The organism is Phyllobacterium lublinensis, from assembly GCF_020164435.1.
Classification (GTDB): domain Bacteria; phylum Pseudomonadota; class Alphaproteobacteria; order Rhizobiales; family Rhizobiaceae; genus Phyllobacterium; species Phyllobacterium lublinensis.
In genome coordinates this window covers 40,121-61,953 of sequence record NZ_JAIUDQ010000007.1, presented here as the reverse complement: position 1 = coordinate 61,953, position 21,833 = coordinate 40,121, and the positions used below count along the sequence as shown (strand labels likewise).

At 59.5% G+C, this 21,833-nt stretch carries 14 protein-coding genes; 6 read left to right on the top strand and 8 right to left on the bottom strand.

The window, feature by feature from the left end:
• Positions 1-133 precede the first annotated feature (133 nt).
• From K9U38_RS11220 to K9U38_RS11200, 3 genes are all read left to right on the top strand, one after another.
• Positions 134-310: a hypothetical protein gene (locus K9U38_RS11220; RefSeq protein ID WP_224494420.1), complete on the top strand. Its 177-nt coding sequence runs from the start codon at positions 134-136 to the stop codon at positions 308-310.
• Positions 311-570: 260 nt separating this feature from the next.
• Entirely contained in the window at positions 571-1,338 is a 768-nt protein-coding gene (locus K9U38_RS11205) for a calcium-binding protein (RefSeq protein ID WP_224494529.1), read from the top strand.
• A 575-nt stretch (positions 1,339-1,913) separates the two neighbouring features.
• The gene (locus tag K9U38_RS11200) at positions 1,914-2,882 is read left to right on the top strand and encodes a calcium-binding protein (RefSeq protein ID WP_224494419.1); all 969 of its coding nucleotides are present in this window, start codon (positions 1,914-1,916) and stop codon (positions 2,880-2,882) included.
• On the opposite strand, the gene K9U38_RS11195 is transcribed toward K9U38_RS11200, so the two are convergent.
• Entirely contained in the window at positions 2,872-3,084 is a 213-nt protein-coding gene (locus K9U38_RS11195; RefSeq protein ID WP_224494418.1) for a hypothetical protein, read from the bottom strand. The genes K9U38_RS11200 and K9U38_RS11195 overlap by 11 nt on opposite strands.
• Positions 3,085-3,327: 243 nt before the next feature.
• Here K9U38_RS11195 and K9U38_RS11190 point away from each other — a divergent pair, with 243 nt between their 5' ends.
• On the top strand, positions 3,328-3,960 hold the full coding sequence (locus K9U38_RS11190; protein WP_224494417.1) for a LysE family translocator: 633 nt from the start codon (positions 3,328-3,330) through the stop codon (positions 3,958-3,960).
• 20 nt (positions 3,961-3,980) lie between these two features.
• Here K9U38_RS11190 and K9U38_RS11185 read toward each other — a convergent pair whose 3' ends face one another.
• The gene (locus K9U38_RS11185; protein WP_224494416.1) at positions 3,981-4,874 is read right to left on the bottom strand and encodes a LysR family transcriptional regulator; all 894 of its coding nucleotides are present in this window, start codon (positions 4,872-4,874) and stop codon (positions 3,981-3,983) included.
• A 124-nt stretch (positions 4,875-4,998) separates the two neighbouring features.
• Here K9U38_RS11185 and K9U38_RS11180 point away from each other — a divergent pair, with 124 nt between their 5' ends.
• Positions 4,999-5,631 carry a pyridoxamine 5'-phosphate oxidase family protein gene (locus K9U38_RS11180; protein ID WP_224494415.1) on the top strand — a complete coding sequence of 211 codons (633 nt, stop codon included), beginning with the start codon at positions 4,999-5,001 and terminating at the stop codon, positions 5,629-5,631.
• Positions 5,632-5,639: 8 nt separating this feature from the next.
• On the opposite strand, the gene K9U38_RS11175 is transcribed toward K9U38_RS11180, so the two are convergent.
• The 4 genes from K9U38_RS11175 to K9U38_RS11160 form a co-directional block, all read right to left on the bottom strand.
• The gene (locus K9U38_RS11175; RefSeq protein ID WP_224494414.1) at positions 5,640-5,801 is read right to left on the bottom strand and encodes a hypothetical protein; all 162 of its coding nucleotides are present in this window, start codon (positions 5,799-5,801) and stop codon (positions 5,640-5,642) included.
• Positions 5,802-5,905: 104 nt separating this feature from the next.
• A complete protein-coding gene (locus tag K9U38_RS11170; protein ID WP_224494413.1) occupies positions 5,906-6,655 on the bottom strand; it encodes a response regulator transcription factor in 750 nt (249 codons plus the stop codon).
• 201 nt (positions 6,656-6,856) lie between these two features.
• Positions 6,857-7,957: a helix-turn-helix transcriptional regulator gene (locus tag K9U38_RS11165; RefSeq protein WP_224494412.1), complete on the bottom strand. Its 1,101-nt coding sequence runs from the start codon at positions 7,955-7,957 to the stop codon at positions 6,857-6,859.
• A 171-nt stretch (positions 7,958-8,128) separates the two neighbouring features.
• Positions 8,129-9,724, bottom strand: a complete 1,596-nt coding sequence (locus tag K9U38_RS11160; protein WP_224494411.1) for a peroxidase family protein — start codon at positions 9,722-9,724, stop codon at positions 8,129-8,131.
• 260 nt (positions 9,725-9,984) lie between these two features.
• Between K9U38_RS11160 and K9U38_RS11155 the strand changes: the two genes are divergently transcribed.
• Positions 9,985-12,651, top strand: coding sequence for a patatin-like phospholipase family protein (locus tag K9U38_RS11155; RefSeq protein WP_224494410.1), 2,667 nt, complete (start codon positions 9,985-9,987; stop codon positions 12,649-12,651).
• Here K9U38_RS11155 and K9U38_RS11150 read toward each other — a convergent pair.
• Both K9U38_RS11150 and K9U38_RS11145 read right to left on the bottom strand, forming a co-directional pair.
• The gene (locus K9U38_RS11150) at positions 12,644-17,338 is read right to left on the bottom strand and encodes a hypothetical protein (protein WP_224494409.1); all 4,695 of its coding nucleotides are present in this window, start codon (positions 17,336-17,338) and stop codon (positions 12,644-12,646) included. The genes K9U38_RS11155 and K9U38_RS11150 overlap by 8 nt on opposite strands.
• A gap of 26 nt (positions 17,339-17,364) precedes the next feature.
• Entirely contained in the window at positions 17,365-21,744 is a 4,380-nt protein-coding gene (locus K9U38_RS11145; protein ID WP_224494408.1) for a hypothetical protein, read from the bottom strand.
• Positions 21,745-21,833: the final 89 nt, after the last annotated feature.

Genomic DNA, 21,833 nt, shown 5'->3' with positions numbered 1-21,833 from the left:
TAACGGACAGCCCTTTGATCAACCTGACCAATGGCAATGACGCGTTTTCAAGCACCGGCAACATCGAGGCAACGATGCCCTCAAAGGCGGCAAGGGCATCGACACGCTGGCCTATTCGCTCTCGTCGGCCGGGGTGACCATCGCGCTGACAAACACCGGGGCTGGCAACGGTATCGGCGGCGATGCGCAGAACGATGCCTATAGCAACTTCGAGAACATCGTCGGCTCGGCCTTCGTCGACAGTCTCACCGGCAAAATGGCGTCAATGTTCTGGCCGGCCTTGGCGGCAATGACACGCTGCGCGGCATGAATGGCGACGACATTCTCGTCGGTGGTGCCGGTGCCGATCTTCTCGATGGCGGCAATGGCCTAGACACGGCCGATTATTCGACCAGCAAGAGCCCGGTGCATCTGGTGCTGGGCGGCGTGAGCAGCGGCGGCGATGCGCAAGGCGACACGCTCGTCTCGTCGGCACTTCAGGGGCGGATGTCTTCGACGGCTCGGCCAGCCTCAGCGGCTTTTCCGCCGATGGAGGCGGCGGGGCAGACTCGATGTTCGGCGGCTTCGGCAATGATACTTGAGCATCGGCGGCGCAGCTGGACTTGCTGCCTTCGCCGCACTTGCCGAGGAGGGCGGTACGCTCGACGGCGGCGATGGCAACGATACGATCATGGTTTTGGCGGCAATGATTCGATTAGTGATGGTAATGGCGACGATACCATCGACGGCGGCGACGGCGACGACTGGTTTACTTTCCTCGGCTTCGATGGATCGGAAACGGTCAATGGCGGCGCCGGCATTGATACTGTCGACTACAGGGGTGCCATCGGGTTTATTGAAATCAACCTACTTCAGAGGACCGCACCGGGGGCCGCCAGTGGCGACCGTTTTTCGAATGCTGAGGTCTTCATAGGCACCAACTTCAATGACAGAATGACAGGCAGCCTTAACGTCACGGAAATCCTCATCGGCGGCGCCGGCGCCGATACGCTCAACGCATTGGGATTCGGCGACACTTTGATAGGCGGTTTGGGTAGGGACATATTGAACGGAGGGATTGCAGGAGAGATTCGATTCAAGTTTCAATCAGAGGACGATTTTGCAGATGGCGATCAAATCAACGATTTTGTTGGTGGTGAAGACAAAATCGATCTCTCGGAAATCGATGCAGACCCCACCACGCCGGAAGATGATGCATTTGTTTTTGGAGAAAGCGGAATCACAATCACGGATGTAAACGCCGATTCAATCATTACCATAGCAAGTTCTGCCGGCTCAATCAGGGTGACCCGTGAATCAGGCACCTCCACGTTAGTCGAATCCGATTTCATACTCTAGGCGCAGCCCAAGCAGAGACGGCGGCCTTGGTGTCGTCACCGAGGCGGTCCATCAAGCGACGCTTCACCGCAGGCCGCGTTCGCCACATGCGCTGCGGCGCGGAACCTTCCTGCCGCCACGCACTTCGGTCCACGGTCTGGCCAGTCCAAAAGCAGGCGGGCGACGGAGGCGGCCTGCGGGTTGTTGAAACCTTTTTAGGGTCATGCCCCAGTTTCGGCCTTTGAACCCATAGCATAAAGACCAGCGCAGGATCAGTATCCGGTGCTTTTTTTGGACCATTCTTGCGTCGGCTGGTAAGATTCGTCCTGATCGGTCAGACCTTCTTGGTCCATCCGATTGGCCCATAATCATGCATGAAAAGTTCCGGTTCAAGGTGGGAGTTCCGGTCAGGCAATGCGCTGCAGCGATCAAACGCACCACCAACGCCCCCATACAACAGCTAAATACACCCCGGAACTACATCGAATTGTTGCCCGCCTCGCCCATCGGGCGTATAAATGCGCGGTTGGCTGCAGGATGGCTGGCCCTGGGGAGGATACCGGTTCGTGCAGCCCGTTCGAGGGGGAGGCATGATCATGCCCTCATCACTTCCACAATCAATCTTCACAATTCTGGATGTTTACAATGGAGGCTGGACGCCCCTGACGGTGCCCAACCCGCCCCTGCTTGTTCAAGGAACCGCAGGCAATGACGATATCACGTTCACCCCGGTTCTCCTGTCTGTCGTTGACGCAGGCGACGGCAATGACCGCATCACCATAACAGGGGGCCTCGCCGCCGGTATCAATGGCGGCAATGGCAAAGACCAGATTTTCGGCGGCAACGGAGCCGATATCGTCGATGGCGGCGCCGGCAATGACTATATTGTCGGCGGCCGCGGCCTCGATGAGCTGAACGGCGGTGCCGGCAACGATACGTTGAGTTATGAGAGTGCGATCTCGGTGCGCAGCGGCCCGGGCATCACGCTTACGCTCAATGCCAATGGCGGCGTCAATGTCGGCCAGTTCAATGCGGGTTCGACCGATGCCGGGGTCGATCTCATCACCGGCGGCTTCGAAAATGTGGTCGGCACGAACGACGATGACAGGATCACCGGCAATGCCGGCAACAACATACTTGTTGGCCTCAATGGCGAGGACACTCTTACTGGTGGCAACGGCAATGACACGCTCATAGGAGGCCGCGACAGAGACGGTCTAATAGGTGGCGGCGGTAATGACACGTTTGTTTTCTTGGCAATGAGCGATTCAGTGGGTGGTAATGCGGCAACGATTGATTCGATTTTGGACTTCGGGGTGACAACTGGTGACCACGACATCATCGATGTCTCACGGATCGACGCAAACCTTAATCAGCCCGGTGACCAGGCTTTCCAGCTCGTCGGGCTTGTCCGCAGTAGAGACGACGTACACGCAGGTCAGATCGGTTACACGGCTGTAGACAGCGGCGACACTGTGCAAGTTGTCGCTGTGCAGGCCGGTGGCGGTCAGATGGTGATAAATCTGTCTGACCAGGATGTGGCGGCGCCTGATTTCATTCTCTGACGCACACTGACGATGGCCTGTTGCCGGTCACAATGATCGGCAACAGGCTGTTCCGTATGCCGCCTTTGGCGTCGCCACGCATGCGCTGCAGCCAGCGACCTGCCTGCCGCCGCGCAATTCGGCCACGGTCTGGCCAGACCGAAAACAGGTCTGGTGTCGGACGTGTTGACTGGAGCAATTCAAGTTTTGACTGAAACGGCATTTCACCCCACTCCGGACCTTTGGTCCGATTTGCCGGGGCAAGCCACGGGTCTTGCCCGTCCTACGGACCTCATCAAGGGGAGGGTGAAGAGATGGAAACGCTTGGCACCCCACCTCCCCTTTTATGGGGGGCGAAGCGGGGGTGAACCATCTGCTTCCGAACAAGCAGATCCTCTTGCGCCCGCCATGAATGCGTAGTCTAAGGTCAGCTCAGATCATCAGCCATTGCGGGACAGGAGCCGGCATGCCCTCGACAGAATTGTTCATCGCTTTTCTGGCCACCACGGCGATCTTTGCCTATATCCCCGGCCCGGCCATGCTTTATGCGGCCGCGCAAACCATGGCGCGCGGACGAGGCGCCGGGCTCATGGCCTCGCTCGGCATTCATCTTGGCTGCTATGTGCATGTCTTCGCTGCCGCAGCGGGACTGTCGGTGCTCTTCCATGCGGTGCCCTTGCTCTATATGGCGGTCAAGTTTGCCGGCGCGGCCTATCTGGTGTGGCTCGGCATCTCGCTGTTCCGCGCCAGATCGCAAGGCGATGTCACCCTGCCGGGAACCTCGCCCAAATCCGGACGGCGCGCCTTTGTCGAAAGCATCAGCGTCGAGGTGCTCAATCCGAAGACGGCGATTTTCTTCATGGCGTTTCTGCCGCAATTCATCGATGCGCATGCGGCCTTTCCCGTCTGGGTCCAGTTCGTCATCCTTGGAACGATCGTCAACCTGATGTTTTCTTCGGCCGATATCGTCTGCGTCATTCTGGCCGGTGCCGTGCTCACCCGCTTGCGGCGTTCCAGTCGCGCCCAGCGCCTGATGCAGCGCGCCGGCGGCACCCTGCTTGTTGCCCTCGGCGCCCACCTCGCTTTTCAGAAAAGCTAGCACGACAGGCGGAAACCCGCTTACCCCATACGCTCGCGCAGTTTCGGCACGGCAAAATCCAGAAATGCCCTCAGCTTCAATGGCGTGGGGCCCTGCGCAATGTGTATCACGCTGACCGGCCATTGCAGCGGCTCGAAGGCTTCAAGCACGACCTGCAAATCGCCTGCCGCGATGGCCCGGGCAGCCTGATAGGACAGGATGCGGGTAACACCCAGTTCTGCAACCGCCGCATCCACCGCAGCTTCCGCCGTCGTCACGCTCAGCCGGGAGCGCACCGGGACGGCGATCTCCTTCCTGCTGCGCATGAAAGTCCATACCGCAGGCGACGCGAACCCTTCAAAGGTGATGCAGTCGTGCCCGGCGAGATCCTCGGGCTTTTGCGGCGTACCATGCCGAGCGAGATAGGCCGGGCTGGCATAGGCCGCCCGGCGGATCGAGCCCACCTTCGTCGCGATCATGTTGCTGTCGGGCAGATTGCCGATGCGGATGGCAACATCAATGTGGTCCTCCACCAGATTGACCTGGCGGTCGCTGAGACTGAGACGCAGGTTGATCTCGGGATAGGCCTTGAGGAATTCGACCACCACCGGCAGCACATGCAGGCGGCCGAAAACGACCGGCGCCGTTACGGTCAGTTCGCCCCTCGGTGCGCTGTACTCGCCTGCGGCGGCACGTTCGGCCTCATCCAGCTTCTCCAGGATGACCCGGCTCGCATCGACAAAAGCGCGTCCCGCATCCGTCAGCACGAGCTGGCGGCTCGAACGGATCAGCAGGCGCGTGCGCAAATGGGCTTCGAGATCGGCAACCTTGCGGCTTACCGTGGCCAGCGGCATGCCGAGACGGCGGGCGGCTGCCGAGAGGCTTCGCGTTTCGACGGCAGCAAGCAGCACTTTCATTGCGTCCAGGCGATCCATACAACCTTCCATTTTTCAGGAGGAACAATCCCGATATCCCCTTCTACAGCGATTCAGTGAAAGATACTAGATTAGGCGAGCGAGCCAATGGCGGCCCGCGTCCGACCACTCAAGGGATCTGGCCATGTCGTCTGTTTCCGCATTTTCAAGCGATATTGCATTCACGCCGACCGTCAAATCGATACAGGCGCGCAAGGGCTCTCGGGATGGTTATGCCAGCATGGAGCAGCGCGGCGGCTGGCGGACCGGTATCACCCCAGACCTTGCGCAGTTCATCGAAAGCCAGATCAGCGTGTTCTTTGCCACGGCCAACAGTGATGGCCAGCCCTATATCCAGCACCGTGGCGGACCCGCCGGTTTCCTGCATGTGCTCGACGATCAAACGATCGCCTTTGCGGATTTTGCCGGCAATCGCCAGTATATCACGCAAGGCAATCTCGCCGATAATCCGAAGGCCTATCTGTTTCTTATTGATTATCGCACGCGTCAGCGGGTCAAACTCTGGGGCGAAGCGCGGGTGGTCGAAGGGGATCCGGAATTGATGGCGAGGCTGATGCCCGGCAATTATCGCGCCCGCGGGGAACAGGTCATCCTGTTCAAGGTAGCCGCGTGGGACATGAATTGTCCGCAGCACATCCCACTGCGCTTCGATGCCGCCGAGGTCGAGGCCATCATTGCCGTGCGCGACGAGCGCATCAAGGCGCTGGAGGCCGAAGTCGCCCGGCTGCGTACCGGTCAATCGGCCGATGCAGGCTGATGCAGTGCCTACTTTTTGCGTTTGCGTTTTGCTGCGGCGGGCTTGGCGTCAAACAGGTCTTCGCCGCTCGCGGTTGCCGGGTCGGCGCTGGCAGTTTGGGCGTCGGCCTTCGCAGGCTTCTCGTCAACCGCGCCAGCCTTCGGGTCTTTCAGTGCGAACTTGATCGCCATGCCAATAAGCCTTTTCGAAAAGGATGTGAGTAATCGCCCGTCATAGACCATCCAGCGGGGATGACCAGCATGAAACGGCAAATATCCCGCGCGAATTGTGTGATTCAGTAATCGGTGGCGATCTTGAAAATGGCTTCGGTCCGGTTCGTCGCCTTCAGCTTCTTCATGATGTTGTGGATATGCACCTTGACCGTGTTGGCGGCCAGCTGAAGCTCGAAGGCGATCGATTTATTGGCCTTTCCCTGACGCAACAGGCGAATGATATCGCGCTCGCGTGGGGTGAAAAGACCGACGTCGCTCGTGTTCATTCGCTTCTTCGCCAGCATGCCCTGAAGATCGCTGGTGTTTTCGGCGGCAATGAAAACGCCGCCGGCAACGGCCAGCGATATGGCCTCGATGCAAACGTCAACGCCGACATTTGACGAAATATAACCGCGGATTCCGTAGTGAAGGGCTGTCGCCACCTGCTGCAGGTCGTCATTGTCGGACTGGATGACAACCGGCACGCCACGAAACGACGATACCAGTTTGCGAATGCTGCGTCCGACCGGGCCATGCACGATGTTGTCACCGCCCGCATGGATCAGAATGACCGCCAGCGGCAAGGAATCGAAGCCGTGAACGGCATCGATATCGTCAAAGGTGACAATGCCAAGCCCAAGCCCGCTCATTTGCAGCGTCCGCGCCAGACATTCGCGGGCCAGCACCCTGCCATCGACGATTGCAAGAACGGGCGTGTGCACCGAGGTCGGCTCGCGGCCACGCCCGCCGGCACTGACGGGCGTGGCGCGGTCCCCCTCTGTAAAGGCCGCAATACCTTGACTGTGATGGTCCACAGTTGTCCGGGACAGCATCGTTCCCCCTCATCGCCGATCATCGAGCCATTAAGGAAAAATCCCGAAGATCGCCGTTCATACTGTTCCCCGATCGGCTCCATGCAGACGAGTATTCATCAACATCGCTGATTGGCGCTAAGCACTCTTGCCTATTTTATTTCGGTCCGCTTCACCCCTCAGGGTTAAGCCGGCGGGACATTTGCGCGGGGCAGTTGGGACCTAATTCGACGACAGGAACGTCACAAGCCGCAACAGCTCGACATGGCTGCGCACATTGGCCTTTGCATAAAGGCTCTTCACCTGCGATCTGATCGTTTCCCTGGAAAGCCCGGCGTCGGCAGCGATCACGTCAACGGATTTGCCCGAAAACAGGCCGCGCAGCGCGCGCGTCTCTGCGGCCGTCAGCATGTATCGATTGGCAAAATCGCGCAGGTCAGCCGGGGAGTAGCGGTTGCTGCGCGGCTCGAGAAGGAGCACTGCCGTTGGCCCTTCGAAGAGCGATGACAGTTGGTCCTTCTGCACGCCGATGATCGTCATTCTGGTGTTATCGAGCAAAAAAGTCTGGAACTTTGGTGCCTGGCTGTTGCTGCCGAGCACCCTGTACAGCATGCGGTTCGCCACGGACGAATTGATCTGGAGCTTGCCGCTGAACGACAGTCGAATGTCGGTCCCTTCATCAAGCATGGACTGGGCGCGCGGGGATATTGTCTTGATCGTTCCGCCTGCCCCGACCACGACCACGCCCACGTCGAACAGGTCCAGAAGCCTTGTTCCGGCCTGGGCAACCGATCTGTGGATGGAAGCGGCCTGATAATGCTGGAAGACCCGCGCCAGATGCGGAGCAAGTCTTGTGAGAAGTTGAGCCGAAGGCAAATTCTGGTCGTGATCTTGCCTCGACGTCAGCACGCTGAGGAAAAACGATCGGTCCTGGTCTTGCAGGATCGTAACTCCCACAGCTGACTTAGTACCCATCGGCAACAGGAAGTCATTGTAGAACTCGGTCTTGTCGAGCTCGCCATGCGAAAGCATCTGAGTTGCCGTGACACCGACGCCGACCTCCCGTTTCAATGCCTTCGGCATCCAGGGATTGAGGCGTGAATAATAATTGGAATAGTCGCTGACCTGGCTTTCGGTGAGACCCGATTGCAGCGAAAAAGCACCTGACCCTGAAGCACGATCGTGAAAGAACAGCGTGGATCGACCTTCGGGCATGGTCATGGCCAGCCTGTCGAGGAACTCTTGCCAACTCGATTCCTCTAGCAATGACGAATAGATCAGATCGACCAGTTCATTGTCGACGGCATTCAAGTCGTGTCTCATCCCGGACCGCCTGAGCTTTGTAGTGCGGCAAAATTTCCGTTTAACAGCAACAACATGCGGCAATTCGATAGTGTCAGGATAAGCATCAGCCGTGATTTTTGCAACCGACACGAGCAGAGGCGGGTGTAGCGGCGGGATGCGGCCGCCGCTGTCCACATGTCCTTTCGCCGGTCAATCGCCAATGGGATTGACGTCGTCGACGAAGCCGAGAAGGTCAGCCATGGTAAAGTTTCCGGCCTGCTTCGAAGGAAGTGTCGGCTTCCAGTTGGAGTGCCGCCAAAGGTATGAATTCTGATCACCATGAACGAGTCCGACGAACACTTCCGATATGATGGTCGAACCGACCGGACCGAGCCGCTCACCGTTGTGACGCACCTTGGCTTCCTTCAGGATGTAGTACCAAAGTGGCGTCGAGGTGTGCAGACCCTTGGCTTTCGCGACGGCTCCATCCGGGCCCGACGCAATTTCATTCGGGGTCAGCGGATTCTTGATCTTCATGTGGGTTGCCACCGACTGACCCGAAGGCAGACCAAGGTTGACCCCGCGCTTCAGGTTGCGGAATGCCAGATTGCCACCGCCGCCAGGAAGGTTATGCAAGGAGGATGCAAGGAATGGATCGATACGCCGTGATGCGTTGAGGTCCACATGTGCGCCGCCCATGTCTCCAAGTTCATGGAAGCGCCGCCAATCGATGATCCAGTTGCTGGGCAGCGTGGGGAAGGCTGTGTTCGGCGGCGTGGTCGGCGGTGTCGGTGCAAGATCGCCGACCAGTCCCCCGGATAGACCCGTGAATTCGAAGAAAAGCAAGAAATCCGCCCCGGTGAAGACGCGGTTATGCGCATATCTTTGGCGGACCATGCTGTGTCCGAGACGGTAGGCCGCCGCCGAAAATTCGACCGGCATATATGGCACCCGCTTGAAGCGGTAGAATTTCCGGCCATCATGCAGGATTTTGGCGACGATTCCCGGCTCGGTCAGCCGTTCCACCCAATCATGCAGCACCATCCACTGATAATGCCACGTCACGACCTTGCGTGCTTCAGCGAAGATGTCCGCCGGCGGATTGGGCTGTGAACTGATTCTGTCGCACACCTTGTTGTGAAATTTCAGCATGGCGACATGGGTTTGCGCGACAAGCAGATTTTCGTCGTTCCGATGATCCGCGATAAGGGCAAAGCCTTCCGGGCTGCGGGGCAAATCATTACGGAATTCGCCCTCTCCCGAATTGAAATTCTTGCCAATGAGGAACTTCGGCCCATGTTTCCGGCCGGAGCCCTCGCCCGGGTTGCGTGCATAGAGATGCGGGCTCCCATCCGGTCCAAGGCCATATATGGCATCGAGGTCGAGACTGGGCGTCCTGAAATTCTCGATTCCAAGCGGGTCCTTTTCCTTCTCGCCAAGCGATGTCAGATCGAGCGTTATGTCATGATCGACAAATTGCCCCAGATAGGTGAACCCCGCAGGGATGTTCGGATTGTTCCCCGCCGTGATGTTGGGGTCATTGTCCACCATCGCATCGGCAAGCGCCTGAAGCTTGTCGTCGCTGACCGAAAGCGCCGGCAGTTTTGGAAACATCCGCCCGAACATGCCGGGATCCCTGTGGCCCGACAGCGCATCGAGCAACTGCCGCGTCGCATGCCTGCCTGCCATGCCGTGGCCCGGCGTCGTCTTGACTGCCTGGACCTTGCTCTCAAGGGTTGCCAGCAATTCGATGGGCAGGCCCAGAGGTCCCGTCTTCACCGTTGTCGTCTTGGTCTTGAGGGACATTGCGTTTCTCCTCTTTGCTATCGTCAAACCGATGCCTGACGTGCCTAGCCACGAGCGGGACATACTTACGCGCACGTCAATTCTGTCGGAACATTTACAATTTTATTCAATATTCTTATGTATATCCGGTTGAGAGATTCAAAAACTACAGGTCAGGAATCGTTTAAACCATCAGCCGAAATGAATTAGCCCATTATCATTAGAGTGGGTTTTGCCTAAATATTGCTATTGTCTACTCTGAAGCCTGGGCGGAGGAAAAGATGAGCGCGACAAACCCGGACGCGGAAAGGAAGAGCGTAGGTTTTGATCAGGTGCTCCTCGGTGAATATCAGGCGATCACGGAACGCCGTCAGGCACTGGGCATCTCGGTAATTCCCTCTTTTGGTGAATCCAGGTCGATCCCGCGCGAAATATTCGGCGTGGCCCTTTCCGGCGGCGGCGTGCGATCGGCCTGCTTCTGTCTTGGCGCATTGCAGGCGCTCGACCGGTACAAGCTGATCCCGCGCATTGATTATCTTTCGACCGTTTCAGGCGGTGGCTACATTGGCGCAAGCATGGTATCCGCACTGACCCGCAGCAATGGCGAGTTTCCGTTTGCGGTGGCCGAACAGGAGAACGGCGACGTCCGTGACAACGAACCGGTCAGCCACATTCGCGATCACAGCCGCTACCTCGCACCGAAAGGGCTCTCCGACCTGCTTCTGACGGTGGCGGTCGTCTTGAGAGGACTTGCTGTGAATCTGTTGCTCGTGCTCTCCGTGCTCTTTCCGCTGGCCACCTTGACGATCCTGGCCAACCCGTCAGGTTTTCACCTCCGGCACAACATCCTTTATGACCTGGCCCGCTATTTCGAACCCCCGGCCGGGTGGAAGGCTGAGCCCCTGACCTCCGGCTACGACTATCTGCGCGATCCGTTTCTGCTGACAAAAGCGACAGGCGTCCTGCTCGTGCTGTTTCTCATCGTCTGGGGTCTGCGTCGATCCTATCTGGAACGGCACAGCATCCAGAGGCCGCAGCGTATTTCCGAGCCAAGGAGTCGCTGGACTCGCGCTGCGGCGCTACTCCTCGTTCTGTTTCTTCTGGTGGTGATCATAGAGGTCCAGTCCCGCGTCCTCGCCCGCATCATTGACTGGTACACGCAGGCCGGTCCCAGCGGAACGAGCATCGTCTCGTTTGGCGGAGTGCTCATGACGATCATAGCAAGCACGGCGCTCTTCCACGAAAGATTGGTCAGTCTGATTCAGAAGGCACTCAGCAACCCGACGATCGGCGCGCGGATACAGGCATGGAGTGCGAAGCTGGCGCTCTATGCGGCAGCCCTGGCGCTGCCGGCACTGATCTACCTGCTGTTCCTGACCCTGTGTGTCTGGGGCATTGCAACGGCCGCGGGCACATATCCGCTTGCCCCGTCCGCGCTTGCCGACCCCGGCATTGGCCTTGCCCGCTACGTCGGATTGGCACTTCTCATTTCGTTCGCAATCTGGCTGGTGCTGTTGCTGACACGCCCGACCGGGCGGGAGATTTTCTCCAGCATGAGGGCGACGCTGTTTGAGCACGGCTGGCGTAGCCTGGCCGCAATCGTTCTCACGCTGATGTTTGTCTCAGCTTTGACCGCGACTGCCATCGCGACAAGGGCGCCTGGCACATCCTGGTTCATGCTCTACAACTACCTTGCCATTTCCGCCTTCATCACCTTTCTGGCGATGAACTTCGCCGAAAATGCCAACGCACTGCATCGCCTCTACCGCGATCGGCTGAACATCGCTTTCAGGCTCGGTAAGGGCAGATTGGGAATAGCGTCCCTGCCACTGGGCGAACTGGGAACGAAGTCACCTTATCTTCTGGTCAACGGCACGCTTAACGTCCGCAGGTCGACCCCAAGAAAGCGCCGGGGCTCCACCAGCCCCGAACCCGCCACCGATAGCGACGGCGGGACCGGGGCAAACACACTGCCAAGTACCGACCCGGCAAAACGCGGTCGCAACGCAGAGTTCTTCCTGTTCTCCAAAGGCTTTGTCGGCAGCGACGCCACCGGCTATGCCTCGACCGAGGCCATGACCGCGAATGAGCCGCAGCTGGACCTGGCGACAGCGGCGGCAATTTCCGGAGCAGCCGTATCGTCCAGCATGGGGCGTGTCGGCGCGCGAATTCTCAGCCCCACGCTCGCGCTTCTCAATCTGCGGCTCGGCTATTGGTTGCGTAACCCCCGCTATGTGGACGATGCCCAGGGCCCGGCACCACAGGATGCGGCGCAGCCTGCGGCGCGGGTCAAGGCAAGCTGGTACGACTTTTTCCGCTTTTACCTTGCCGCTGAAGCATTCGGCATCCTTCGCTCGGACAGTTCGCGCATATTCGTCAGCGACGGCGGCCACATCGACAACAGTGGGCTCTACCAATTGCTCAAACGCAAATGCCAGATGATCATGGTGATCGATGCCGAAGCAGACCCAGCCATGAACTTCGGCGCGCTGGTCGATGTGCAGCGCTTCGCGCGGATCGATCTCGGCATCAGGATCGCCATTGACTGGGAAGCGATGCGCAACGCCATGCTGAAGCGTTCCGCCGACAGGGCAAAACGCATTCCACCCGACGACGAGGCGCACTGCCAGCATTTTGCTGTCGGAAAGATCATCTATGACCAGGCCGGCACCGAAGGTATTCTCGTCTACGTCAAGGCGTCGGTTACCGGGGATGAACCTGACTATGTCCTGGATTACGAACGCCGCTATCCGCTTTTCCCGCATGAATCGACCGGCGATCAGTTCTTCTCCGAAGAACAGATGGAGGCCTATCGCTCGCTTGGCTTCCATGCCGCCAATTGTGCGCTCAAGGAGCAGAAATCAAAGGCGATCGGCCCGATCCCGCAGGCAACGGTGATCTCCGAGTTCAAACGGCGGCTCGGCATCGCCGGGCAGACGATCAGCTGAGATCGAAGAACGCGGTGTAGACAAGCCGCTCCTCGACGACGCGCCGGCGCAACACCTGGTTGCCGCGTCGCTCGGGAACGGTGCGGTCCGTGTAATATCGCTCATATTCGCGAATTGCGACGCGCGCCGGTTTTTTGATCGTTCCGGGCTCGGGAAGAGTAACGTGCGTGTCCCAGATCGCGGGATCGATTAGATCAAGCGGAAGCAGATCACCGCCGAGGCCCTCAATATCGGTCAGATTGATTGCCTCAAGCGCAATTTTCCGCCCCAGCCGGCTCGTGACCGTTGCCGTTGTCTCGACCCTGCGGGCGGTCAGGTCAAAAAGACTTGCATCAGCAAAAAACGGCGGTGTACCGACTGGGGCGACAAGGGTGGACGCCAGCACTTTCACATCCGACCAGGCCAGGTCTGAATCAATGTCCGGGTCGCGTGACTGCAATACGAGCTCCACCTTGTTTCGGCCGGTTTCCGTTGGCTGCCCGGGGAAAGGTATGAAGGAAATGCCGAGATATTCTGAGTCGATCGGGAATTTCATCGGGCCGTGGCTTGGCACCGAGCCGCGCAGCTTGACCGATAGTACGGCACCTTCCTGTTCGAAATATGCGCGCCTTCGCGGCAGAACCTGCGAGAAGTCTGCAAGAACCACTTTCGAGATCTTGGCCGATGCCAGCGCATTGGGCTGGTATCGCACCAGCGCCAGCCTGACAAATGGCATGTAGCTGCGTCCCGGATCGAGCTCGATATCGCAATACCAGAGCGAACGTTGCGGATCCCAATGGACGCGGTGACCGATCACATGCACCTTGGTGTTGACGTTCGGGTTGAACGGGTCCTCAAACTCGCGCAGCGATACGACCTCATCGGCCACGCGAGCCGGAAAGTCCGTTACGCGCGTGGTGTTCTTGGGCAAGACAGTATCCCATAACGGGTCAAGGCCCCATTGGGTGACGAGCGGAACCAGATGGGTCGGAATATCCGTGAACCGGCCATTGTTCTGCAGAATGACGACACCAAGCAGTTCACCATTGCCGGACGAGAACCAGGGCCGTTCCAGCCATACCCTCAGGCCGTTGCCGTAGCGGGTTGTGTCGAGAAACTGCTTGCTCGACTTGTCTTCCCAGCGAAAGGTTGGAACAACATAGAGAATTCGTGGCTCGTCCGGATGAGCGCTCGATGGGACGATCGTGTTCAACGCCGTGCCGGACGTTACCAGGCACGGAGCGCCGGGATCGTCATCGGCACCAATCGCCATTTTCGGGCCTTCGGCGACCGGTCCGATGCGGGTCACTTCGTCCCGCTGCGCATAAAGCGACGGCGGGAGATATTCGCGAAACCGCGTGGTTGCGCGCAGCGTGTATTCGATCAGCCGGAATTTGGTGTCGCCGAATTCATGGCGGTCGCCGCGTGCGCGCGGGCGGTTCGGATCATGCTCCTGGGCATTGATGGCGCTGGCGAGGTCAAACGTGTTGCCATGGTTTTCGGCCAGAAGGACTTCACCAAGTGCGCCTTGCGACGTGATGAGTTCAGGGCCTGGCTTCTCCAGATCGTCAACCCATTCCTTCCAACTGGCCTCGACTTCGAATTTGCCGCTGCTTGGGCCATGCAGACGGACCGTTGCACGCAGATTGGCATGCTGATCCCCCGTGGAGCGGCTGATGCCCAGCTTGATAAGTTCCGGCAGGCAGACCGGCTGCTGCGTGGCATGAACCAGCGTCAGGTCCCGGTAGGGCGTCATCATCCATGCGCAGCCGAGCTGGGCCATATCGCGAAAGAAGGCCCGTTCGCCATCCGTATCTATCCAGGTCGGGAGGCCGAACGTATCGATGAGTGCCTTGTGGACGATGCTGGAATAGCGCAGCCGGGCGATGCGCCCCTTGGCGACGAACAGCGTCAGGACCCGCTCGTCCTCATCCCACGCCGGCGTTCCGTCATCGGCGAAAGTTTCATCGCAGGGCGGGTCCTTGAGTGCAGCTTTTCGCTCCTGCAGGGCAATTCTGAAACCCGTCGAATCAGGCCAGTCCTTGGCATGGGCCACCACGAGCACAAGCTCCTGGTCCGGAGCGCGAACGATCGCCGCACTGGGGCCCAGCACCAGTGGAACCGTAACGCCGGGAATGGAATGGCCGGGCATCGCCCGCAGGGCAAAGCCCCCGGAAGCACCATCGGGCAGATAGGGAGTGGTAACCTGCGCTTCGCGATGAATCACGTACTGCCCGGCGGCAAGCCGGTCGCCTGTCGGGTTGTCCGGTGACGGCAGGCGCAGCGGCAGCGACTGACGCGTGGCGATGCCCGCGACAGACGTCGGCGTAATCAATTCGACGACTGCCGTCGGATTGGCGTCATTAAGGGTACCCGCCTCGCGTGCAGCGATGGCATAGGCCTGCTTGATCGCATTTGGGTCCGCGAAGAAGCTGTCGAACAGCCCATGCTGCTCGCACTGCAATTGCGATGATTTCGGCGGCACGACATGTCGCTCGTTAACGGCCTCATACTCGAAGTCGTCCGACGCCGGTAATTGCACCGCAGCGGTGAAAGCTGGCGTGCCAAGATAGGCCTGTGGGTCCACATTCCAGTTGCTGCGAATGACCATGCGCTCGAGTGACTCGCCCTCGCTGGTCCGGTTGCGGTGCACGAGCACTGGCGGGTCAACCGGCTCGAACCGCCAGTAGCCGACCGGCTCGCTCACCTGAACGTCAGTATCGAGCGATCTGTCGGCAATGCCCAGACTGTTCCCGGCAAGGTCGACGATACGCGCACGAAAACGATAGGACGTTCCGAACCGCAAGCGCGGCAGACTGTTCTTGGCCGCTACGAAGTTGACCGAAAGGCCATTGCCGCCGCTCGTGGCCACATCGGTGACGTCCTCAGGCGTTTCGCCCTGCACGCCGCTTGCAGAGTCGTCACGCGAGCGCAATGTCTTGCCAGGCCGTTGCGTGACCAGGCTCCATCCTGCCCAGCGAAACATGGACTCATGCAGATAATGATCATCGGGATCTGTGTCTTCGCTGGCGGAGCTCGTCGTCGACGCTCCCTTTACATAGCCCTCATCATCCGGAAATTCGATTTCGGCGTTCTCCTCGATGAGCCGGTAAGTGCCGTTGCGTCCGCAGAGCGAATGCCATGCCTGCTCGACGACGCCCTTGATCGGCCGCACATCCACGCGGTAACCGCGCAGTACGTCCTCAGTGAAAAGGACCACCTTCTTCGAAGCCGCCGCGCCGGACTTCACCGCCGCATCCTTCAGCGCCGCCGATGCAGCACTCTGCGCTATGGCGAGTGCCCGCCCGTGGCGCGAAACGCCCAATCCGCCCGATCGCAGCGCCGCGACCGGCTGCGTGTCGCCGGTGGTGTAGGTTACCTCGCCATCGGCGCCGAGAGCCAGGCTTTTACCCACCAGTCTCTGCGCAGAGAGGACGAAATCGACGGTCTTCAAGGCGGCACCATCCGCATCGACCTGATAGATGTCGAACAGGCTGCGCTTTTCGGCATTCCAGTCGTCGTCGGCATGCTGCAGCCGCAAGACGCCGCGTTCGTGATCGGCCGTCCTCGGCCGTGTTGTAAACCGTTGCTTGTCGGCCTGCCATGCCGTGCGCGGACAGGAATCATCGGCGGAATCGTGCGCGCCTGCCCAGCGAAGCACCAGTGACATCAACCCTCGTGCCGGTGATGCGGCCATGATGGCTTGATCGATCGGTGAGTTGGCTGGCAATACACAGTCAATGACCAGCCCGAGCCGGCGCAGCAGTTGCGGATAATCGCTATAGGACGCCACGATCTGGTGAAAATCGAACTCCGGTGGCTTCGGGGGAGCCGGGACATCCGTGAGTTTGGGCCGCCGCAGTTGTTCTTGCTCCTGCAGTTTCTCCAGTTTCTTCTGGGTTAGCGGCTCGCGCCGGTAGAAACGATCGGCCTGGTAGAAGGCGTATTCGGCTGCGGAAGAGAATTGCGCCATCAGTCCGGCATCTGCACCCCCTCCAGCCGGATTGTGCCAGTCCGGCGGCAGGACGCGCGCCGGGAACTTGCCGCCAGGTTTCGGATTGCCCTGGTCATCGTCCTCCGCGGCAACCGCTTCGGCGCGGTAGGGTGTCTTCGGACCGAATACCGTGTCCCGCAAACGCTTCTCGACACCCTCGCGATTATCGTCGTCAAAGAAGCGGTTGAACCCCGGCAGCATGAACTCGATTTGCCGGTCACCGAGGCTGATGGTCTGGGTTCTGGTGCCGAGATCGCCCAGCATGCCCTTGAGACTTGGATTCGCCAGGCTCCAAGGTAGAAGCGTCGGGGGATTGGCGGTCGTTTGAACGGCGATATCCCTGTAATGCTTGCGCACGGTGCCAAGGACATTTCGCATGGGAAACGAGCGAAGGTTGACTTTGCTCATATCCTTGAAGACAAAACCACTGACCGGCGTTTCCTTGAAGAACAGCTTGGTCCATAGCGTGGAATCGCTCGTGCTGATCCGGTCGAGCTGCACCTCCTGTGCGCCAATCCTGAGACCAAATTTGACATTCGTCAGCGTCTTTGGCCAATTCACCCACTCCGGAAACGCCTTGAGCTTCTGCTCCGCGACAGTGTCCGGTGTCAGGCGCGGTGAGGCGACGATCGAGACGCGCAACCGGCCCGCAAACGGCCCCTCTTCCATGCGCCCGTGCGGCAATACGGTCCAGAGAATGGTTTGCTTTGCCATGGTTCTCTCTCCCTAAAGGTCCTGACCTAGGCGAACGCTTCGACGTATTCGCGCCACGCATACTCGGTATCGACGCCGATCAGCGCCAGCTCATCGTCAAGAGGCAGCGCGGAATCCACGCCCATCAGATCACGGAAGGTGGGATCGCCATTGGAACCGGCAAACTTGCGTTCGCACGTCACCGTGACGCTCGTTGAGAACATGAATATCTCGACTTCGATCGTGAGCTGTGCCTTGCCAACGCATTTGCCCGTCTCGAATTCGTAACGCAGCTCCAGATAGAGCTCGAGCGACGCCGATATCAGGCCAAGCACGCTGACATAGCCGCCAAGGCGGAAATACCCGGTCAGTGAGCAGGCGCTGTTTTCCATGCGAAAGTAGATGCCCGCCATGACGTGGACGCCGCCCGATGCCACACCGAGATCTATGGAAATGCTGGCGCCGAACTCAAAGGACGCTTCAAGGATCTGTATCCCATGCGGATCGAGCGTGATGCCGAAGAAGCCGCCTCCTCCGAACAGCGATACAGTCAGGTTGAAAGGTTGCTCACGCGTACAGAAATTGAATCGGACGGAGAGCGGCTGGCCGATGAACGGAACGGTGAACCCCGCTCCAAGGCTCAGATTGCTCAAATTGAACAGGCCGATCGCAATGCTGGGCAGTGTCAGCGAAAAGCCGGCATCGATGCCCTGCGGTGTGATGTCCAGGAAGGGCGGATCGGAAAACCCATCGAGCGGAATGAGGTCGCGCAAGGTTTCGACGAAGCTCAGCGGTCCGACAAACTTGATGTCGTTGAGCAGGACATCGACATCCATCTTCGCGCCGCTGTCGACGCGAAATTCGATCTTTTCGAAATTGAGCTCGATGAAGCTTGCAGGCGCAATCAGGACAAGGTCGAAATGCTTGAGGCTGCATACAACGCTCATCTTGGGGGCGCTGCTGCCATTCTTCTTGACCTTGGCTTCGACGGCGACGAGGAAGCCGCGCTTGTCATTGGCGCGGAACAGCGGATCCTTGGCCCGATCCACGCCGGGCAGTGCCCAGTTATCGATGGGTGGATTCCAGTCAAAACGAATCGTCAGCTCGTCGCCTGTCAGCATTTCTAGGAGCTTCAGCAGGTCAGCCGCTGCATCGAGAACCTGAAGGACAACGTCCATCGCCCCGATGACGGCCTGCTTCGGCGCCCCATCCAGCAGCCGCGATCCGGATACCGTGGAGCGCAGGGGGCCCATCGCATTCTGAACCGCCGCCAACCGGGTGCCGAGCTCGCCCGGATCACCCAGGAGATCAGCGAGTTGGTCCGGCTGGCCCACAATGGCGTCCAGTGCCTGGAAGAGTGTCTTTCCCTGCGTGATCAGGGTCGTGATCGTCCCGATATCGCCGAGCGTCGTTTCGATTTGATTGGCGATCTGCAGCAGCGATTGGCGGAACCCCGCGGGAAGGGAAACGCCGCCGACCTGGGCATTGGCGGCGGTACGCAGCTGGTTCGCGGCATTCTGCGCAGTCGTCAGAGCCCCGGCGAGTCCGGCCAGTGCGGGCGCCGTATCGATGCTCGCCACCGTCAGCAGCGGCGCGATCTCGGTTTTGACCGCAAGCAGCGCGGTCTTGAGATTGTTGATCCGTGTTTTCACATTGGCGACAAGCGCAGCCTCATAAGCTGCGGCCTGATCGAGCAGGTCATCCAGCGTGTTCTTGATAACTTCGATCGCCGCGTCAGCAATCGCACCCGGCTGTTCAGCAAGCCGGCTGACAAAGTCGAAGAGCCGCGCAAGGCCACTGATGAAGCTTTCCACCTGCGTACTGGCTTCGCTTGCAAATTTCGGAATCTGCTCGGGCTTTCCGGCAAGGCCGCTCACCGCCTGGATCACATCGCCAAGCGGGATGCAACCGAACAGCAACGGCAGGGGCAAATCGGACAGTGTTGCGGGAAATGCATCTGCTCCAGTCATGTTCCCGGCGATGAAATTGCTCACATTGCCGGTAACCGGCCCCGTAAGCCGCGACAGGGCACTCGGCGTCAGATTGGGTTGGACAAACCCGCCTGCGCGATCGCCCTGCGTGGAGAAATCGAGTTGGGCCATGCCAAGTTCGGAGACAACATTGACAAAGACCTGGCCCTGATTGTTCGCAGCGAACCCGTGCTGCAGGTAATGGGCATTCCACTCCACCTTGTTGGATTTGCCGCTGCCGGCCAGCTGGGATAGTGCAGCAATGCGAATATCGGCGCGTTCCACCTTGGGATAGAAGATCGGCCTCGACAGATTGTCGCTGTAACTGCGCAGCTTGAAGTTCTTCTTCTCCGAGAACCCGTCAAAACTGACCGAAACGGCCTCCACGGACGTATCGCCTGCCTTGACGCTGGGAGCCAGCGCTATGCGCTGCTGCTTCAATTGCGCCACGCGCCGGCCGGCGCGTGATGGATCGGTCCAGGCGTCATGGGCGATTTGAGCATTGGCTTCGGCCAGATCGAAATCGGCAATAAGCTTGTCGCCTATCAATGTCCTCGGGCTGGCAAGCGTGTTGTCCATGAAGATCATTGGCAATTCAAACTGCACGGTGCGCCCGTCAATATCCGTGGCAGCCATTTCGAACTTGAAAGGTGCATTGCCGACGCAGGGCCAGAACAGCGTCTGGCCAAAACCGCCGATCAGGCTTTGGGCGCTGGTTGGCTGATCAAGGCTGGGTGTAACTGCCGTAAGGATGCGCACACTGGAAAAGGGCATCTGCCGGTGCAAGGCGATCGTTGCGGCAATATTGGTCAGATCCGGATCGGCAAAGCGGCGTTCGCGCTCACGCACAACGATGAAAAGCCGCTGCCGCAGATAGGCCGTGTTGCCGGGAACGGCTTCCGACGTGCCCCTGCCATTATGAAATTTCCGCTCGCTCACCTTGACCAGGGCCACGCGGTGACCGAACGGGTACAGGAACCCCTTGTAGACGATGCGGACATAATGGTCGCGGCCCATCGTCCCCCGGTGGACCCATTCCTCGACCGACAGTCCAGGCGGATCCCAATTGCCGCGCGAGTCGAGCCATCCGCCAAGCGCCGACAGCATGAGCAGGTTTGTGCCAACGGGCTGCGGCTTGTAATTCGACACCGAAAAATTCGACGATAGATGGGTAATTTGAAACCGGTCGAAATCATCCATCGGCATGCGGAAGGGAATGGTGTTTGGCAGCGGCAAGTCTCCGGCCACCGGAAATTTCGAAATCATCGGCTTTGGCGAGCCCTCGCCGGTCAAGGCCCAGACCGCGCGCACCGTGCGCCGCGAATCCGGATTTGGCGGTTCAGTCACATCGCCATTGGCCTGTGGAGCAACGAGCCGTGAATGCCACAGCTCGGTATGGCCCGTGCTTGCAGAATCACCGGGCTGCTTTGCATGTCGCCAGCGCTCATCGATATGCGGGCTGAGGATCAGCCGCCAGGGCAGTTCGATCGCCGTCTGCCGCGGGCCCGGTGCGGCCGGTCTCGGACCGCGAGGTACCGGAATAAAGCCCGGATCCACTAACGCGCCGATATCGACCAGATCTGAATCGCTCAGTTTGCGCGCCTTCAGTGCCTTGAGGCCGGGACCGCCTGTCGCCTGTCGCAGTTCGATCGTGCTCCTGTCGGCTTGTACCGCGGCGATCCGCAGGCTGCGTGCGGCGAAACTCGTCAGCGCCGCCCGTTGCCGCGCGCTCAGCTTGGCGACGCTGGTCGCAAACAGGTCCGTAAAGCGCAACGGCGTGTCGATCTCGACGGGCGGCCGCGCATTGGCCGGGACCGAAAGCTCAAGCGTTTCGCAGGCCTCGAGTACGCCTTCCAACGTATAGGGGACATCGAAACCATCCGGAACCTTGAAAGCCAGCCTTGACTCCCCGGCAATGCGGGCTCGAACCGGCGGCCCGGTCAGCGCCTCGGCACCGCCGGGCTCCGGCTTCGGCGGCGTGGGTCGCGGCGGCGGCGGGTTGCTGGTCCCGGAAGGGGGCGTTTCAAAGAAGGTCTGTTCCGTAATGGTCTGCGGCGGGAAATGCACGATCAGGTGCGCTGGTCCAGCGCCAGCCTTGGTCAGGCGGGGCGACTTTCCCGGTGAAACAGCAAGGTTGTTGAATTCCAGACGCAGGACCACCATGTCGCGCGGCCGAACGACGGCAGATCCCTTGCGACTTCTGTTGAAGAAATTCTCGTTGGGGTTCGGATCAGCGAATACATCCGGAATGTCGATTATTGGTCCCGTGACGATGTCGACAGCCACTTCGCTGGCGGCCTTGACCGCCGATTTGACCGCTTTCCGCTTGCGTGAGGGAGCAGGAGATCCAGCTTTCGGCTTCTTCGGAGACATGACGAGCCCACCTTTCACGAAAAGACCAGCACCACTTTCGGCGGAGATGTCGAGAACCGGCACCACGCGACGGCGGGCTTGCATTTGCAGGTCTCACACAGCGGGGTTTGACCGTGCATGAAGACCCGAACTTTCATCTTGTCGTCTCAGAATGCTTCAGATCGAGTATTCTT